General features: G+C 51.9%; 16 protein-coding genes and 1 pseudogene. 14 read left to right on the forward strand and 3 right to left on the reverse strand.

Features of this window, described 5'->3' with window-relative positions; all coding sequences use genetic code 11:
* Positions 1 to 73: 73 nt before the first annotated feature.
* From HMPREF9447_RS19615 to mobA, 3 genes and pseudogenes are all read right to left on the reverse strand, one after another.
* A pseudogene (locus tag HMPREF9447_RS19615) lies at positions 74 to 994 on the reverse strand (YWFCY domain-containing protein); the annotation flags it as partial.
* Positions 995 to 1,031: 37 nt separating this feature from the next.
* Positions 1,032 to 2,336 carry a conjugal transfer protein MobB gene (gene mobB / locus HMPREF9447_RS19620; RefSeq protein ID WP_009131525.1) on the reverse strand — a complete coding sequence of 435 codons (1,305 nt, stop codon included), beginning with the start codon at positions 2,334 to 2,336 and terminating at the stop codon, positions 1,032 to 1,034.
* The gene (gene mobA, locus HMPREF9447_RS19625) at positions 2,333 to 2,761 is read right to left on the reverse strand and encodes a conjugal transfer protein MobA (RefSeq protein ID WP_009131526.1); all 429 of its coding nucleotides are present in this window, start codon (positions 2,759 to 2,761) and stop codon (positions 2,333 to 2,335) included. The genes mobB and mobA overlap by 4 nt, the downstream gene beginning before the upstream one ends.
* A gap of 44 nt (positions 2,762 to 2,805) precedes the next feature.
* Between mobA and HMPREF9447_RS28935 the strand changes: the two genes are divergently transcribed.
* The 14 genes from HMPREF9447_RS28935 (at position 2,806) to traN (ending at position 14,148) form a co-directional block, all read left to right on the forward strand.
* Positions 2,806 to 3,060, forward strand: a complete 255-nt coding sequence (locus HMPREF9447_RS28935) for a hypothetical protein (protein ID WP_044138479.1) — start codon at positions 2,806 to 2,808, stop codon at positions 3,058 to 3,060.
* A gap of 475 nt (positions 3,061 to 3,535) precedes the next feature.
* Positions 3,536 to 4,318: a ParA family protein gene (locus HMPREF9447_RS19635; RefSeq protein ID WP_009131527.1), complete on the forward strand. Its 783-nt coding sequence runs from the start codon at positions 3,536 to 3,538 to the stop codon at positions 4,316 to 4,318.
* A complete protein-coding gene (locus HMPREF9447_RS19640; protein ID WP_009131528.1) occupies positions 4,296 to 4,772 on the forward strand; it encodes a DUF3408 domain-containing protein in 477 nt (158 codons plus the stop codon). The genes HMPREF9447_RS19635 and HMPREF9447_RS19640 overlap by 23 nt, the downstream gene beginning before the upstream one ends.
* A gap of 20 nt (positions 4,773 to 4,792) precedes the next feature.
* Positions 4,793 to 5,464 (forward strand): hypothetical protein, encoded by a 672-nt coding sequence (locus tag HMPREF9447_RS19645; RefSeq protein ID WP_009131529.1) that lies wholly within the window; start codon positions 4,793 to 4,795, stop codon positions 5,462 to 5,464.
* A gap of 17 nt (positions 5,465 to 5,481) precedes the next feature.
* A complete protein-coding gene (locus tag HMPREF9447_RS19650) occupies positions 5,482 to 5,781 on the forward strand; it encodes a DUF4134 domain-containing protein (RefSeq protein ID WP_009131530.1) in 300 nt (99 codons plus the stop codon).
* A gap of 12 nt (positions 5,782 to 5,793) precedes the next feature.
* A complete protein-coding gene (locus HMPREF9447_RS19655) occupies positions 5,794 to 6,114 on the forward strand; it encodes a DUF4133 domain-containing protein (protein ID WP_009131531.1) in 321 nt (106 codons plus the stop codon).
* Entirely contained in the window at positions 6,111 to 8,612 is a 2,502-nt protein-coding gene (locus HMPREF9447_RS19660; protein WP_009131532.1) for a TraG family conjugative transposon ATPase, read from the forward strand. Before HMPREF9447_RS19655 ends, HMPREF9447_RS19660 begins: the two co-directional genes overlap by 4 nt.
* Before the next feature lie 188 nt (positions 8,613 to 8,800).
* A complete protein-coding gene (locus HMPREF9447_RS19665; RefSeq protein ID WP_009131533.1) occupies positions 8,801 to 9,160 on the forward strand; it encodes a DUF3876 domain-containing protein in 360 nt (119 codons plus the stop codon).
* 4 nt (positions 9,161 to 9,164) lie between these two features.
* Complete coding sequence (locus HMPREF9447_RS19670) at positions 9,165 to 9,797, forward strand: DUF4141 domain-containing protein (RefSeq protein WP_009131534.1); 633 nt, start codon at positions 9,165 to 9,167, stop codon at positions 9,795 to 9,797.
* A 39-nt stretch (positions 9,798 to 9,836) separates the two neighbouring features.
* Complete coding sequence (traJ, locus tag HMPREF9447_RS19675; RefSeq protein ID WP_009131535.1) at positions 9,837 to 10,841, forward strand: conjugative transposon protein TraJ; 1,005 nt, start codon at positions 9,837 to 9,839, stop codon at positions 10,839 to 10,841.
* A 20-nt stretch (positions 10,842 to 10,861) separates the two neighbouring features.
* Positions 10,862 to 11,485 carry a conjugative transposon protein TraK gene (gene traK / locus HMPREF9447_RS19680; protein ID WP_009131536.1) on the forward strand — a complete coding sequence of 208 codons (624 nt, stop codon included), beginning with the start codon at positions 10,862 to 10,864 and terminating at the stop codon, positions 11,483 to 11,485.
* A gap of 5 nt (positions 11,486 to 11,490) precedes the next feature.
* Entirely contained in the window at positions 11,491 to 11,760 is a 270-nt protein-coding gene (locus HMPREF9447_RS19685) for a TraL conjugative transposon family protein (RefSeq protein ID WP_009131537.1), read from the forward strand.
* A 3-nt stretch (positions 11,761 to 11,763) separates the two neighbouring features.
* Positions 11,764 to 13,170, forward strand: a complete 1,407-nt coding sequence (gene traM / locus HMPREF9447_RS19690) for a conjugative transposon protein TraM (RefSeq protein WP_009131538.1) — start codon at positions 11,764 to 11,766, stop codon at positions 13,168 to 13,170.
* A gap of 39 nt (positions 13,171 to 13,209) precedes the next feature.
* The gene (traN, locus tag HMPREF9447_RS19695) at positions 13,210 to 14,148 is read left to right on the forward strand and encodes a conjugative transposon protein TraN (RefSeq protein ID WP_009131539.1); all 939 of its coding nucleotides are present in this window, start codon (positions 13,210 to 13,212) and stop codon (positions 14,146 to 14,148) included.
* Position 14,149: the final 1 nt, after the last annotated feature.

Consider the following 14,149-nt stretch of genomic DNA (forward strand, 5'->3'; position numbering starts at 1 on the left):
CTGACGGAACAGCGGGTTAAATCTTGCAATATACATTGCTGTTTAACAATCAATTACGTGACTTTTCAGGTCACACCCACGTGCGGTTCAAATTCAACATGATGGTGTACGCACTTTCGTAAGCATCGGATATGTCCGTCATAAAGTCCGGGTGAATGGGATTGCAACGGTGGCTACCTGCCGGATCATCGAAATTTATCACGTAGAATTTCGGTTTGACCTTGTAACCGTCCAGATTGTTAATCAGATGGTTGTAAGCAATCTCGGAAAGGTCGGGATATTTGAAATCATACAAAAAAACGGAAAATCCTTTTTCGATAACCTGCTTAATATACTGATTGATAATCGCATAGGACTTCCCGCTGCCCGGAGTTCCCAATACCATTGTCGCACGAAAAATATTAACGAGGTTAATCCATCCGTCATATGTCTTTCCCCTGAACCAGAAACGGGTGCGGAGATTGACGGAATACTCGTTCTCCTTCAGTTCGGTTTCCTGCATAAAGGATTCGTTCTCCACGTTGAACATGTCTTCAAGCAAGTTGGTTTTGAGCAGGCGGGACATCCATAGTCCTGCCATGAGTAGAAAGATATATCCGGCTGTAAGGGTGGCGATGTAGAACACCGTGTTTGCCGACAAGGGCAAAGGGAGTGCCAAGAGCCACCAGTTGAAAAAGAACAGCAACAAGCCCGTCACGCCGTAAAGGATTATTTTGCGCCAAGTGATTTTCTGCTCTTTCACGCCCTTTGTCCCCAAACAGGAAAGGGCGAGGAACAGCACGGCAAAGAGCTTCGTCCAAAAGATACTGGAAAACAGCCCGGCGGTACGCTGGAAACCGAGCAGGATTCTATCGACTACGCCGATATTGATGCCCCACTCCTGAATAGATTGGAAACAGAACCAATAAATATTGATTACTACAAATAAAATGCTGATAGCACGCATGAACTCCATTACTTTGGCAAGTCCACGCAAATCATCTTCGTTTTGCATATTGATATACTTTTAAAATTGTGAATACTGCGGAAGGTTACTGCTGCCTGCCGTACCTGCGCCTTTTCTTCTTTTTCCGCTGCTGCGGTGCGGGCTGGTCGCCGGATGCGCCGCCCTGTACGGGTGCGAACAGGCTGAAAGCGTCCGCCACGTTTTGGGTGGTGCTGTCCTTATGGTCGGGGTGGTACTCGGTATCATGCCCGTTCCCGTTCCACTGGGATGCGCCCGTATGCCCTTGCTGCTGTGCGGGACGTTCCACTTCGGCGGATTGCTGCGGCGGGTGAATACCGTCCTGTCCGGCGAAAAGGTCGTTGAATACATTGGCGGAAAACTCCTTACCCAGACGGGAACCGTTGAAAACGGTCTTGTCGGCATGGTCGATGAAGGTCGCCCCATAGATGCGCCCCGCATCGTTGGTGCGGAATACCACGCCGATACCCTGCCGCATGAGTTCACGCTCGAAAAGTGCCCGGTCACGCCCTGCGGTCTGCATGGCGGACGCTATGCGGGCGGCGGTATCGGTGGCAATGTCCTTGTGGTTCTTCACCCATGCGTTGGCAGAGAGCATACGCTTTTCCAGTGCGGCAATGCCCGCTTCCTTACCGAACACGGAAGACTTGAAGGGTTTGCCGACCTTGTTGCCGTCCTTGTCCGTCGCCGAATAGGACAAGCCGTGATACTCCCGTCCGCCATATTCCCCTTTGACTTCATCCACCGTTATGCCGTAGAGCGAAAGTACCGCACGGTATTCGCCGAGCGACTGGAAACGCCACTCACGGGCTATCGGTCGGATCACTCCCGCCAACTGCCCTTTGAGGTTGCCGCCCTCGTAATCGACGGGCGATAAGGGCAGCCCTTCCTTCCACTCCTTTTGGGTAGCCGGGGTAAGGTCGAACTGCTGTTCCAGTTCCCGGCAGACCTTCATCGAACGCTCGTGTTCGTAGCTGTCGGAAATCGCCCGCCCGGTTTCGTCCACACGGACGGAAACGATATGCAGGTGTTCCCTACCGATGTCGTTGTGGCGGTAAACGATATAGGGCTGGTCGCCGAAGCCCATGCGCTGCATATACTGCTCCGCCAATTTTATGAACTGTTCCTCGGTCACGCAATCCTTCGGATCGGGATTGAGCGAGATATGCAGGATGGGTTTCTCGGTCTTGCGGTTGGCGGTCAGGTAGTCCACGAACGAACGGGAAATATGCTCTATCGTATAAGGGGTGTCGCCCGGCGGTTCGATAATCCGGTTACCGAAAAGCACGTCCGCATGAAGTTCGTCCACCTTGATCTGGTTGTAGGCAAGCACCCCGTACAGGCTGCTGCCGTGTGAAATCTTGGCTATCATCGCACCGGGTATTTGGTTTGAAACTCCTCCGCCAGTGCGGAAATCTGTTTGCTAAGTTCCACCAATTCGAGGGTGTGCTGTTCCAGTTTGTAGAGGAAAGCGAGTGCCTTCTTCTCCGAAAAATTGGATTTGAGCGCACGCACGCATTGGTTGTAATTCACGCCGATGCTGCGGAACTGGGAATGAAAAGAGGTCAGGCGCATGTAGAAATCCTGCGTGCCCTTATCGAGTTTGACGACCTTTATCTCCCTGCCGAAGAGTGCGGAAACGATAAACTCGGCACGGGTTGCCTTGCCGGATTCATCGAAAAGGGCAAGGAAACGGGCGTTGTCTTCATCGTCCAGACGGAACACGTAGCGGTGGCGCATCTTGTCGGGTTTGGGCTTTCGCCCGTGGTTGTTGGAATACTTCTTCTGACTATCCATAGTCCTATCAAATTTTAAGTGAAACATGGGTTGAAAACTGCCGTATGCTTACGGCTCTCCCCCGCAAAGGAAAATCCAACTCCGGCGGATTTTTCACCAGCGGGGCAAGGTGGTGGTGTGGCACGGAAAGCGAAGCGAGTGCCGCAGCACACAACTTGCTAATTTCGGTTGAAATTAAAATCCGTCCTACCGGACAGATTGGGGATGCCCTTGTCTGTTGCCGACTGCCGGGGCAGTCCTTCGGGCGGTTACTATTCTTGTTCATTCTCACGGAATTTTGGTTCATGGCTGCAAAGTAACAGCCCTTTTCCCGTCCGGTCATTATGCCCGGATGCGACAAACCTACGGGTGGAAAGACAAGGTGCGACACGCTGATAATCAAACGAATAATCTACCGATATTTTGATATTCCTTTGCGCCGTGGAAGCGGTAAAACGGCTGTTCAACCGGACGGATAAACGGACGCTCAAACGAGTGGATGATTGACTGAATGTACAGCCGGACGGATGATGATTTTGCCGGATGAACGAACGGATGGACGAACGGCTAAACGGTTAGCCGGATGAATGACTAAACAGCTAAACGGTTAAACGGCTAAACAGCCGGATGAACGGTCGGATGAATGAGCGAACGGACAAACGGATGATGAACTGACCGGATGAACAAATGGCTGGCTATACGGCTGACCGATTGAATGACCGATTGGCTGATTGATTGAATGAACAGATAACCGATTGCTTAGGCAACCGAATGAATAACTAATTGATTGACGATATGGATAAACAGACTTTGAACGTGGCTTTCGCCACACAAAAGGGCGGTAGCGGGAAAACGGCTATCACGGTGCTGGTGGCGAGTTACCTGCACTACAACTGCGGGTGTCCGCTGGCGGTGATCGATTGTGACTTTCCGCAACACAGCCTGTATGAAATGCGGGAACGGGACAGCCGGGCGGTACTGGAAAACGAGTACCTGAAACGGATGGCATACGAGCAGATGCGTGAACCGGGACGTGCCGCCTATCCGGTGCAGAAGTGCCGGGTGGAACGTGCGCCGGACATGGCGGCGGAACTGGCGGGCAATGGAAACTATGACCTGCTGTTCTTCGACCTGCCCGGAACGGTGAACTCGTCGGGTATATTGCGCACCATTGCGCAAATGGATTACATCTTCGCTCCGGTGAGTGCCGACCAAACGGTACTGGAAAGCACGCTCGCCTTTCTGGACGTGTTGCAACGGATGATGTTAGGAAAGGAAACAAGCCGACTGAAAGGGCTTTACCTCTTCTGGAATCTGGTGGATAAACGGGAAAAGAGCGAACTGTACGGACGGTATGAAAAAGTAATCGCCGGAATGGGGCTGCCGATGCTCACCACACAGATACCGGACACGAAACGCTTCCGCAAGGAACTGGATGCGGAGAACCGGACGGTGTTCCGTTCCACGCTGTTCGCTCCCGACAAGCGGATGGTTGCGGGCAGCGGAATCCCCGAACTGGCACATGAAATAATATCCATCCTCAAACTATCAGGCTATGAAGAAACAGCAAACAGATAAGCCCATCGACGAAGAACTGCTTATGCGGATGATGGCGGGCGAAACGGAAAAGCCGCAAGGCAACGGTGATGCACCGGAAACAGAAGAAACAGGACAAGAGGCGGAAGAACCGGAACAGGAAACAGAGAAAAGGGAAACTGCCGTGCCAATGGAAAACAGGGTTGCCGGGAAGGTGGCTGACGGGAAAGTGCAAGACGGGAAGCGGCGCAAGGTGAAGCAGGCGGCGGACTACGACACGACCTTCCTCAAAGGGATGGATATACCCGCCCGTTACGGGAAGCCCGTGTATGTGCGGCGTGAATACCACGAGCGGATCGCCAAAATCTCCATGATGCTGACGGGCGGCAAGGTGTCGCTATCCGCCTACATAGACAACGTGCTGGAGCAACACTTCGAGCAGTACCGGGAAGAAATCGAAGCGGCATACGCCGGAAAGATGGAAAAACTCTTCTAAAGCGGAAAGGAGAAAGGGACATGATACTGAAACTGATACTCTCCGTCCTGCTGCTGTACTACCTCTGTGTACTGTGGAAATATTACCGCACCGACATAGCCGGACTGCTGAGAAAAACGGATGCGGAAGAAAGGACGGACGAACCGGACGAAGAAGCGGAAAAGCCGGGCGAACCGTACACGGTTATCGGCAAAAGCACCTACCGGAGCGGACAAACCTACGAGCCGAAAGACAAGCAAGGACACACTGAAAATCAAGCAGATAAAACAGATAATTTCGCACCCGGAACGCCGGAGAGTACCCCGGAAACGGCTACGGGTAACGGCACGGAACAGGCGGAAGAATCCGCTGCGGACGAGGATGCGGACTACTCCGACATTGAGGTAGAACCGGAAGAGGACGAGCCGGAAGAAGAGGGATATGTACCCACGGCGGAAGAGTTGGAAGAGGAAGAGGAACTGGGGGCGTACTATCCCGACAGCAATCCCGACTTTGCCACCGGGTACACCTTCGAGGACTTGAAGATGGTACACAAAGTTATCGCCACGGACGAAGTGGACGAGGAAGAGAAAAGGCAAGCCCGTGAGGTGCTGCCTGCCGTGATGGGATCGGACGTGTGGGACGAGATGCTGGATGAATTTGAAGGGGCACGGCAGCGTGTCGCCCGACTGATGAATAATAGTAATGTTTAATTTAATCTTAAAAGACAATGACAAAAAAGAGATTCTTTTTGATGGCAGCCTGTGTGATGGCTGCTGCTGGTGCGATGGCACAAGGTAACGGACAAGCGGGTATCACCGAGGCTACGCAGATGGTGACTTCGTATTTCGATCCGGGAACGAAATTGATTTACGCCATCGGTGCGGTGGTCGGGTTGATTGGCGGGGTAAAAGTTTATGGAAAATTCAGTAGCGGCGATCCCGATACGAGCAAGACAGCGGCTTCGTGGTTCGGAGCTTGTATTTTCCTGATTGTCGCCGCTACTATCCTGCGCTCTTTCTTCCTGTAAAAGAAGCGGGTTATGAACTTTGAAATTAACAAGGGGATTGGCAGGAACGTAGAGTTCAAGGGCTTGGAAAGCCAGTACCTTTTTGTGTTCGCCGCCGGGTTGCTTGCCGTGTTCGTGGTGTTCGTTATCCTGTACATGGCGGGCGTGAACCAGTGGGTGTGCATCGGCTTCGGCGTGACTGCGGCTACGCTGCTGGTATGGCTGACGTTCCGGCTCAATGCCAAATACGGCACGCACGGGCTGATGAAAGCTGCCGCCCGGAAACGGCATCCGAGGTATGTATTGAACCGACTGAAAATTCCCCGATTATTTACCAAAAACAAGAAAGAATGAGAAATGTAATGAAAGCGGCGACGCTGGAAAGCAAATTCCCGCTATTGGCAGTAGAGAACGGCTGCATCGTGTCAAAAGATGCGGACGTGACGGTAGCCTTCAAGGTGGAACTGCCGGAACTGTTCACCGTTACCAGTAACGAGTACGAGGCGATACATTCGGCATGGCACAAGGCGGTGAAGGTATTGCCGGACTTCTCCATCGTGCATAAACAGGACTTCTTCATCGAAGAGAAGTACCAGCCGGAGATCGACAGGGACGAGCTTAGTTTCTTGTCCCGCTCGTTTGAACGGCATTTTAACGAACGCCCGTTCCTGAATCACTTCTGCTACCTGTTCCTCACCAAGACCACGAAGATGCGCAGCCGTCAGGAAAGCACGTTCAGCACGCTGTGCAAGGGCAAGATTATCCCGAAGGAGATCGAGGACAAGGAAACGGTAACGAAGTTCCTCGAAGCGGTCGGGCAGTTCGAGCGGATCATGAACGACTGCGGGTTTATCACGCTCCGCCGCCTGACAACAGACGAGATTGTCGGGACGGAAACGTCGGCGGGTATCGTGGAGAAATATTTCGCCCTCTCGCAAACCGATACCACTGTCCTGAAGGATATTTCACTGAACCCCGAAGAGATGCGGATAGGTGACGACTTCCTTTGCCTGCACACCCTTTCGGACGTAGAGGATTTGCCGGGAAACGTGGGTACGGACAGCCGCTATGAACGGTTATCGACCGACCGTTCGGATTGCAGGCTATCGTTCGCCGCCCCGGTGGGCGTGCTGCTGACGTGTAACCATTGTTACAACCAGTACATCTTTATTGACGACCATGCGGAAAACCTGAAACGGTTCGAGCAGACCGCAAGGAATATGCAGTCGCTATCCCGCTACTCACGCTCGAACCAGATCAACCAGGAATGGATAGAGGAATACCTGAACGAAGCGCACAGCAAGGGGCTGGTTTCGGTACGCTGCCACTGTAACGTGATGGCATGGTCGGACGACCGGGAAGAACTGAAACACATAAAGAATGACGTGGGCAGCCAGCTTGCCCTTATGGAGTGCAAGCCACGGCATAACACTACGGACGTGCCTACGCTTTTCTGGGCGGGCATACCGGGGAACGAGGGGGATTTTCCTTTCGAGGAAAGTTTCTACACGTTCATCCCGCAAGCCCTGTGCTTCTTCACGGAAGAAACGAATTACAAAAGTTCGCTCTCGCCCTTCGGCATCAAGATGGTGGATCGGGTGACAGGCAGACCGTTGCATCTGGATATATCGGACTTGCCGATGAAGAAGGGAGTAATTACCAATCGCAACAAGTTCGTACTTGGGCCGAGTGGTAGCGGGAAATCGTTCTTTATGAACCATTTAGTCCGGCAATATTACGAACAGAACAGCCATATCGTACTGGTCGATACGGGAAACTCGTATCAAGGTCTGTGCGAAATGATACACCGGAAAACAAAGGGGGCGGACGGGATTTATTACACGTATTCGGAAGAGAAGCCGATCAGTTTCAATCCTTTCTTTACAGACGATTACAAGTTCAACGTGGAGAAAAAGGACAGCATAAAAACGCTGTTGCTCACCCTCTGGAAGAGTGAGGACGACAAGATCACGAAAACGGAAAGCGGCGAGTTGGGAAGTGCGGTATCGGCTTATATCAAGAAGATACAGCAAGACCGGGGCATCGTTCCCTGCTTCGATACCTTCTACGAATATATGCTGAATGATTACCGGGCGGAACTGGAGAAAAGGGACATCAAGGTAAGCCGGGAAGATTTCAATATCGACAACTTCCTGACTACGCTACGGCAGTATTACAAGGGCGGACGGTTCGACTTCCTGCTGAACTCCCGTGAGAATATCGACCTGCTGCATAAACGGTTCATAGTATTTGAAATTGACAGTATAAAGGATAATGCCGAACTTTTTCCGGTGGTGGTCATCATCATCATGGAAGCCTTTATCAACAAGATGCGGCGGTTGAAAGGGATTCGCAAGCTCCTGATTGTGGAAGAAGCGTGGAAGGCTCTTACCACGGAGAATATGGCAAATTATTTAAAATATATGTATAAAACGGTCAGGAAGTATTTCGGTGAGGCGATTGTCGTCACGCAGGAAGTGGACGATATAATATCGTCCCCCGTGGTGAAGGAAAGTATCATCAATAACTCGGACTGCAAAATCCTTTTAGACCAGAAAAAGTACATGAACAAGTTTGACGGCATACAGGCGATGCTCGGACTGACGGAGAAGGAGAAAGCGCAGATACTATCCATCAACCTTGCCAACCATCCCGGACGAAAATACAAAGAGGTCTGGATCGGACTGAACGGGGTGCAGTCAGCGGTATATGCAACGGAAGTTTCGCCCGCCGAATACCTGACGTACACCACCGAAGAGAGCGAGAAAACGGAAGTGTTCAACCTTGCGGAAGAGTTGGGCGGTGACTTGGAGCTTGCCATCAGGCGGCTGGCGGAAACGAAGTACAAGTAGTTGCGCCGGAAAGAATATGTGAAAATGAATGGCTGAATGTACGGATAGCCGGATGGTTGATTGGCTGGCTAATCGACTGAACGGTTGAGCAGTCAAACGGCTGGCTAAACGGTTGGTTGGCTAAATGACTAAACGGCTAAACGTACAAACGGCTGGTTGTACAAATCATCATTAAAAACGAAATCAGTATGAAACGATTGAAACAGATTATACTACTGCTGGTGGCAGTGGTATCGGTGGCGGTACTGTCTTCCTGCAAGGAAACGAACGCCGACCGACTGGAAAAGATGCGGGGCGACTGGGTAAGCACGGGCAGCAAGCCGCCCTTCACCCTTTCGGAAGAGAACGGGCAATACCGGGTAACGGTGATAAAGAAAAGCCATGCGGGAAGTACCCGGATGGAAACGTATCTGATACGGGAAACGGACGGCTACCTCTTTATCGAAACGGGGCTGGCGGTAATGCTGACCTACGACAAGGAGAAAGACCGCATACACCTGTCGCCCGGCGGAGAATATAAACGGAGTAACCATCAATTAAACAAGTAAGAACATGAAACAGATAAAAGCAATGGTCATGGGGTTGGCGTGCCTGCTGGCAGCGGGTACGGCTAACGCACAATGGGTTGTGAGCGATCCGGGAAACTTGGCGCAAGGGATTATCAATACCGTCAAACAGATTGCACAGACCTCTACAACGGCGAAAAACACATTGGACGGTTTTAAAGAAACCGCCAAAGTTTTTGAACAAGGAAAGCGGTACTATGATGCGCTAAAGGATGTACACGACGTGATAAAGGGCGGCGTAAAGGTGAAGAAGAGCATCGAGATGGTGGCGGATATTTCGGAAATCTACGTGCGGAACTATCAGAAGATGTTAGGCGATCCGAACTATACGCCGGATGAATTGAGTACTATCTCGTTCGGGTACGCAAAGTTGTTAAGCGAGAGTGCGGACGTATTGCAGGATTTGAAAAATGTGGTGAATATCACCGGAATGTCGCTATCGGATGCGGAACGGCTGGCAATCATCGACCAGAGCTATAAGCGGTTACTGGAATACCGTAATCTGGTGCAGTACTACACGAACAAGAATATCTCGGTAAGTTACCTGCGGGCGAAAAAGAAGAACGATACCGACCGGGTGATGGCGTTGTACGGTTCGGCGGACGAACGCTATTGGTGAGAACGGATTCCTATACATATATATAAATAAGGTAAGACGATGTTATTATCAATAGACTTTGAAAACCTGCATCAGATATTGCACACGCTATATCAGGAAATGATGCCGCTATGCTCGAATTTGACGGGCGTAGCCAAAGGGATAGCCGGGTTGGGTGCGCTGTTCTATGTTGCCGCCAAAGTGTGGCAAGCCCTTGCCCGTGCCGAACCTATCGACGTGTACCCGCTGCTCCGCCCCTTTGCTGTCGGGTTGTGCATCATGTTCTTCCCGACCTTCGTACTGGGTACGATCAACACGGTTCTCTCCCCCGTGGTGAAAGGCTGCCACGGGATGCTGGAAACACAGACCTTCGACATGAACAAGTACCGGGAACAGAAGGACAAGCTGGAATATGAGGCGAACAAACGGAATCCGGAAACGGCGTACCTCGTGGATAAGGAAGAGTTCGACAAGAAACTGGATGAACTCGGATGGTCGGCGGGCGACCTGATTACGATGGGCGGGATGTACATAGACCGGGCGGAGTACCGGATGAAACAGAATATCCGCAGGTGGTTTCAGGAACTCTTGGAACTGCTGTTCCAGTCCGCCGGGCTGGTGATAGACACGATACGGACGTTCTTTCTGATCGTCCTCTCCATCTTAGGGCCTATCGCCTTTGCGATAAGCGTCTATGATGGATTCCAAAGCACCCTGACGCAGTGGATCACCCGGTATATCTCCGTCTATATGTGGCTGCCCGTGAGCGACCTGTTCAGCTCGGTGCTGGCAAGGATTCAGGTGTTGATGCTCACCAAGGACATAGAGGCAATGAGTGATCCCACCTTTATACCGGACAGCAGCAATACGGTGTACATGGTATTCCTTATCATCGGGATATTCGGGTACTTCACGATACCGACCGTTGCGAACTGGATCATCATGGCGGGCGGCGTAAGCGGTGCGAACCGTGCGATGAACACGACTGCCGCCAAAGCGGGGAATGTAGCCGCTGCCGGGGCGGGTGCTGCCGTGGGGAATGTTGCCGGAAAACTTATCAAGTAACTAAAAAATCAAGAAAAGAAATGGAATTTAAGTCATTAAAGAATATCGAAACGAGTTTCAGGCAGATACGTTTGTTTGCGCTGGTGTTCATCTGCCTGTGTGCGGTGGTGACGGGCTTTGCCCTCTGGAAGTCGTACAGCTTTGCCGAAGCGCAACGGCAGAAGATTTATGTGCTGGATAACGGGAAGTCGCTGATGCTGGCACTCTCGCAGGACGTGCAGCAGAACCGCCCGGTAGAAGCACGGGAACACGTGCGCAGGTTTCACGAGCTGTTTTTCACGCTCTCGCCGGACAAGTCGGCTATCGAGGGCAATATCAAACGCTCGCTGATGCTGGCGGACAAGAGCGCATTTAACTACTACAAAGACCTTTCGGAAAAGGGGTACTATAACCGGGTGATCAGCGGGAACATCAACCAGATGGTACAGATTGACAGCGTGCGGTGCGACTTTGACAAGTACCCGTACAACGTGCGGACGTTCGCCCGCCAGATTATCCTCCGTGAAAGTTCGGTGACGGAAAGAAGCCTTGTCACCCGTTGCCGGTTGTTGGATGCCGTCAGGAGTGACAACAACCCGCAGGGGTTCATCATCGAGGGCTTCGAGATTACCGAAAACAAGGACTTGCAAACCATCAAACGCTAACGGGTATGGTCGGAAAATTAATGGCGAAGGTCATTGCTGAAATACAGGACTGGGCGGACGTAAAGCTCCGCCGCCTGTGCGGGCGTATCACGCCGGATCAGCGGGTGGTGGTTATCCTTGTGATGTTCGTGGTATTCGGCGGGTTGTCGGTGTACATGACCGTCGCAGCCATCTACAACATCGGCAAAAGTGACGGTCGGGAACTGGGGATAGAACATATTGATCCCATCCGGCTAAAGAATGACAGTATAATCAATCCTTTTAACAACGAGTAAATCATGGAAGAACAGAATCAGGAAAAAGAAACGGTAACGCAGCACGTAACGGTGACGGATGCCGCAGCCCCGGACACGGGGAAAGGGGACAAAGGAAAGAAAGGTGGCGGGAAGGACAAGAAACCTGCCAGAGAGCTGACACCGAAACAGATGCAGCAGCGGAAAAAGCTGTTGGTGTACCCGTTGATGGGGTTGCTGTTCCTCGGCTCGATGTGGCTGATCTTCGCACCTTCGGACAAGAAGGACGAAGGCGGGGAAACGGTCGGGGCGTTCAACGCCGATATTCCCCTGCCGGAGAATGACGGGATTATCGGCGACAAGCGGAAAGCCTACGAGCAGGCGCAGGTAGAAAAGAAACAGGCGGACAAGGTTCGCTCGTTGCAGGACTTCACTTTTGCGGCTGATAACGGGACGGACGAGGTGGAAATGGAACTGCCGGACAGCGAGCCGGAACGGGAGCCGTTCAGGGATTATTCGGGTTCGTCACGGGGAAAGGGCGTGAACTCTTCGGCGGTTGCCTACCGGGACATCAACCGACAACTCGGCACGTTCTACGAAACGCCGAAGGTGGATGCCGAAAAGGAAGAACTGAAACGTCAGGTGGAAGAACTGACCGCCCGGCTGGATGCGCAGCAGGGACAGGCGGGCGGCATAGACGAGCAGGTCGCCCTGATGGAAAAGAGCTACGAACTTGCCGCCAAGTACATGGGACAGAACGGGCAGGCAGGACAAAGCGGTGCAATCGTGCAAGTTCCCGTTACCGGACAGAGTACCGGGCAAGGGACGGGAAAGCCCGCCGTTGCGGTACAGGCGGCACGGCAGCAAACGGTGTCGGGGCTGCAACAGCCGATGAGCGATGCGGAGTTCATGCGGGCGTACAGCCAGCCGAGAAACTACGGGTTCAATACGGCGGTCGGCAGCGGGTACGCTATGGGAAAGAATACCATACGGGCGTGCATCCACCAAGACCAGACAATCATGGACGGGCAGACGGTGAAGCTCCGGCTGCTCGAACCTTTACAGGCAGGTGGTCTGATTATTCCACGTAACACGGTGGTTTCCGGTACGGGAAAAGTACAGGGGGAACGGCTGGATATTGTAGTGTCGTCTATCCATTACCGGGGAAACATACTTCCCGTTGAGTTGGCTGTATATGATAATGAGGGAATGAAAGGGTTATCCATAGAAACTTCACTGGAACGGGAAGCGGCGAAGGAAGCAATGGCGAATATCGGTAGCGGATTAGGAACAAGCATTTCGTTTGCACAGAGTGCCGGGCAGCAGGTGGCAATGGATATCACCAGAGGGCTGATGCAGGGCGGCAGCCAGTATCTTGCCAAGAAATTCCGAACGGTCAAGGTACACTTGAAAGCAGGTAATCCCCTGATGCTGTATGCTAAACAGCAATAACGGATAAACAGATTATAAAACCATTAAAAAGAAAAGACAATGAAAAAGATTTTTGGATTGGTCGCCCTGCTTATGGGCGCAGTAATGTGCGTGAACGCACAAGTGAATGACACAATACGGACGGTTGCCGGAAATGACCTGTATCAAGGGATCACGCAAAAGTTACCGTATCGGCAGATGATTACTCCGTTCGGGGTACAGGTGACTTTTGCCAAGACGGTACATATTATATTCCCGTCGGCGGTGAAGTACGTGGACTTGGGTAGTAACCGGATTATTGCCGGAAAAGCGGACGGGGCGGAGAACGTGATCCGGGTGAAGGCTACGACCGAAGGGTTTCCGGGGGAGACGAATTTCTCGGTGATTTGTGAGGACGGAAGTTTTTACAGTTTCAATGCGAAGTATGCGCATGAGCCGGAAATGCTGAACATCGAGATGAAAGACTTTTTGGAGAACGAGGACACAACGGACTTTTCACATACCCGCATGAATATCTATTTCCGTGAACTGGGCAGCGAAAGCCCGCTGCTGGTGAAGCTGATTATGCAGAGCATCTATAAGGCGGACAAGCGGGAAATCAAACATCTGGGTTGTAAACGCTTCGGGGTGCAGTTCCTTTTGAAATCCATCCACTCGCATAACGGGCTGTTCTATTTCCATACGGAAACAAGGAACAGGTCGAACGTGGCTTTCAACACGGACTTTATCAAGTTTAAGATTGTGGATAAGAAAATGCCGAAGCGCACCGCCATTCAGGAACGGGTACTCGATCCGGTACGCAGCTATAACGAGGTGCTGGTAACAAACGGGAAAAGCAATGTGCGCACGGTGTACGTCGTTCCGCAGTTCACCATACCGGACGACAAGATTCTAATTATCGAACTGTTCGAGAAGAACGGCGGCAGGCATCAGACGATACGGGTGGAGAACGCCGACCTTGTGGCGGCGAAAGTGATTAACGAACTGAAAATAAAGTAAA

The sequence above is a fragment of the Bacteroides oleiciplenus YIT 12058 genome, assembly GCF_000315485.1.
In the GTDB taxonomy this organism is placed as follows: Bacteria; Bacteroidota; Bacteroidia; order Bacteroidales; family Bacteroidaceae; genus Bacteroides; species Bacteroides oleiciplenus.

Coding starts and splice junctions, on each gene's coding strand:
- HMPREF9447_RS28935 (WP_044138479.1), top strand. CDS start 2,806: ATGCTTACGGCTCTCCCCCGCAAAGGAAAATCCAACTCCGGCGGATTT.
- HMPREF9447_RS19645 (WP_009131529.1), top strand. CDS start 4,793: ATGATACTGAAACTGATACTCTCCGTCCTGCTGCTGTACTACCTCTGT.
- mobA (WP_009131526.1), bottom strand. CDS start 2,761: ATGGATAGTCAGAAGAAGTATTCCAACAACCACGGGCGAAAGCCCAAA.
- HMPREF9447_RS19650 (WP_009131530.1), top strand. CDS start 5,482: ATGACAAAAAAGAGATTCTTTTTGATGGCAGCCTGTGTGATGGCTGCT.
- HMPREF9447_RS19635 (WP_009131527.1), top strand. CDS start 3,536: ATGGATAAACAGACTTTGAACGTGGCTTTCGCCACACAAAAGGGCGGT.
- mobB (WP_009131525.1), bottom strand. CDS start 2,336: ATGATAGCCAAGATTTCACACGGCAGCAGCCTGTACGGGGTGCTTGCC.
- HMPREF9447_RS19685 (WP_009131537.1), top strand. CDS start 11,491: ATGGTCGGAAAATTAATGGCGAAGGTCATTGCTGAAATACAGGACTGG.
- HMPREF9447_RS19660 (WP_009131532.1), top strand. CDS start 6,111: ATGAGAAATGTAATGAAAGCGGCGACGCTGGAAAGCAAATTCCCGCTA.
- HMPREF9447_RS19670 (WP_009131534.1), top strand. CDS start 9,165: ATGAAACAGATAAAAGCAATGGTCATGGGGTTGGCGTGCCTGCTGGCA.
- traK (WP_009131536.1), top strand. CDS start 10,862: ATGGAATTTAAGTCATTAAAGAATATCGAAACGAGTTTCAGGCAGATA.
- traN (WP_009131539.1), top strand. CDS start 13,210: ATGAAAAAGATTTTTGGATTGGTCGCCCTGCTTATGGGCGCAGTAATG.
- HMPREF9447_RS19640 (WP_009131528.1), top strand. CDS start 4,296: ATGAAGAAACAGCAAACAGATAAGCCCATCGACGAAGAACTGCTTATG.
- HMPREF9447_RS19665 (WP_009131533.1), top strand. CDS start 8,801: ATGAAACGATTGAAACAGATTATACTACTGCTGGTGGCAGTGGTATCG.
- HMPREF9447_RS19655 (WP_009131531.1), top strand. CDS start 5,794: ATGAACTTTGAAATTAACAAGGGGATTGGCAGGAACGTAGAGTTCAAG.
- traM (WP_009131538.1), top strand. CDS start 11,764: ATGGAAGAACAGAATCAGGAAAAAGAAACGGTAACGCAGCACGTAACG.
- traJ (WP_009131535.1), top strand. CDS start 9,837: ATGTTATTATCAATAGACTTTGAAAACCTGCATCAGATATTGCACACG.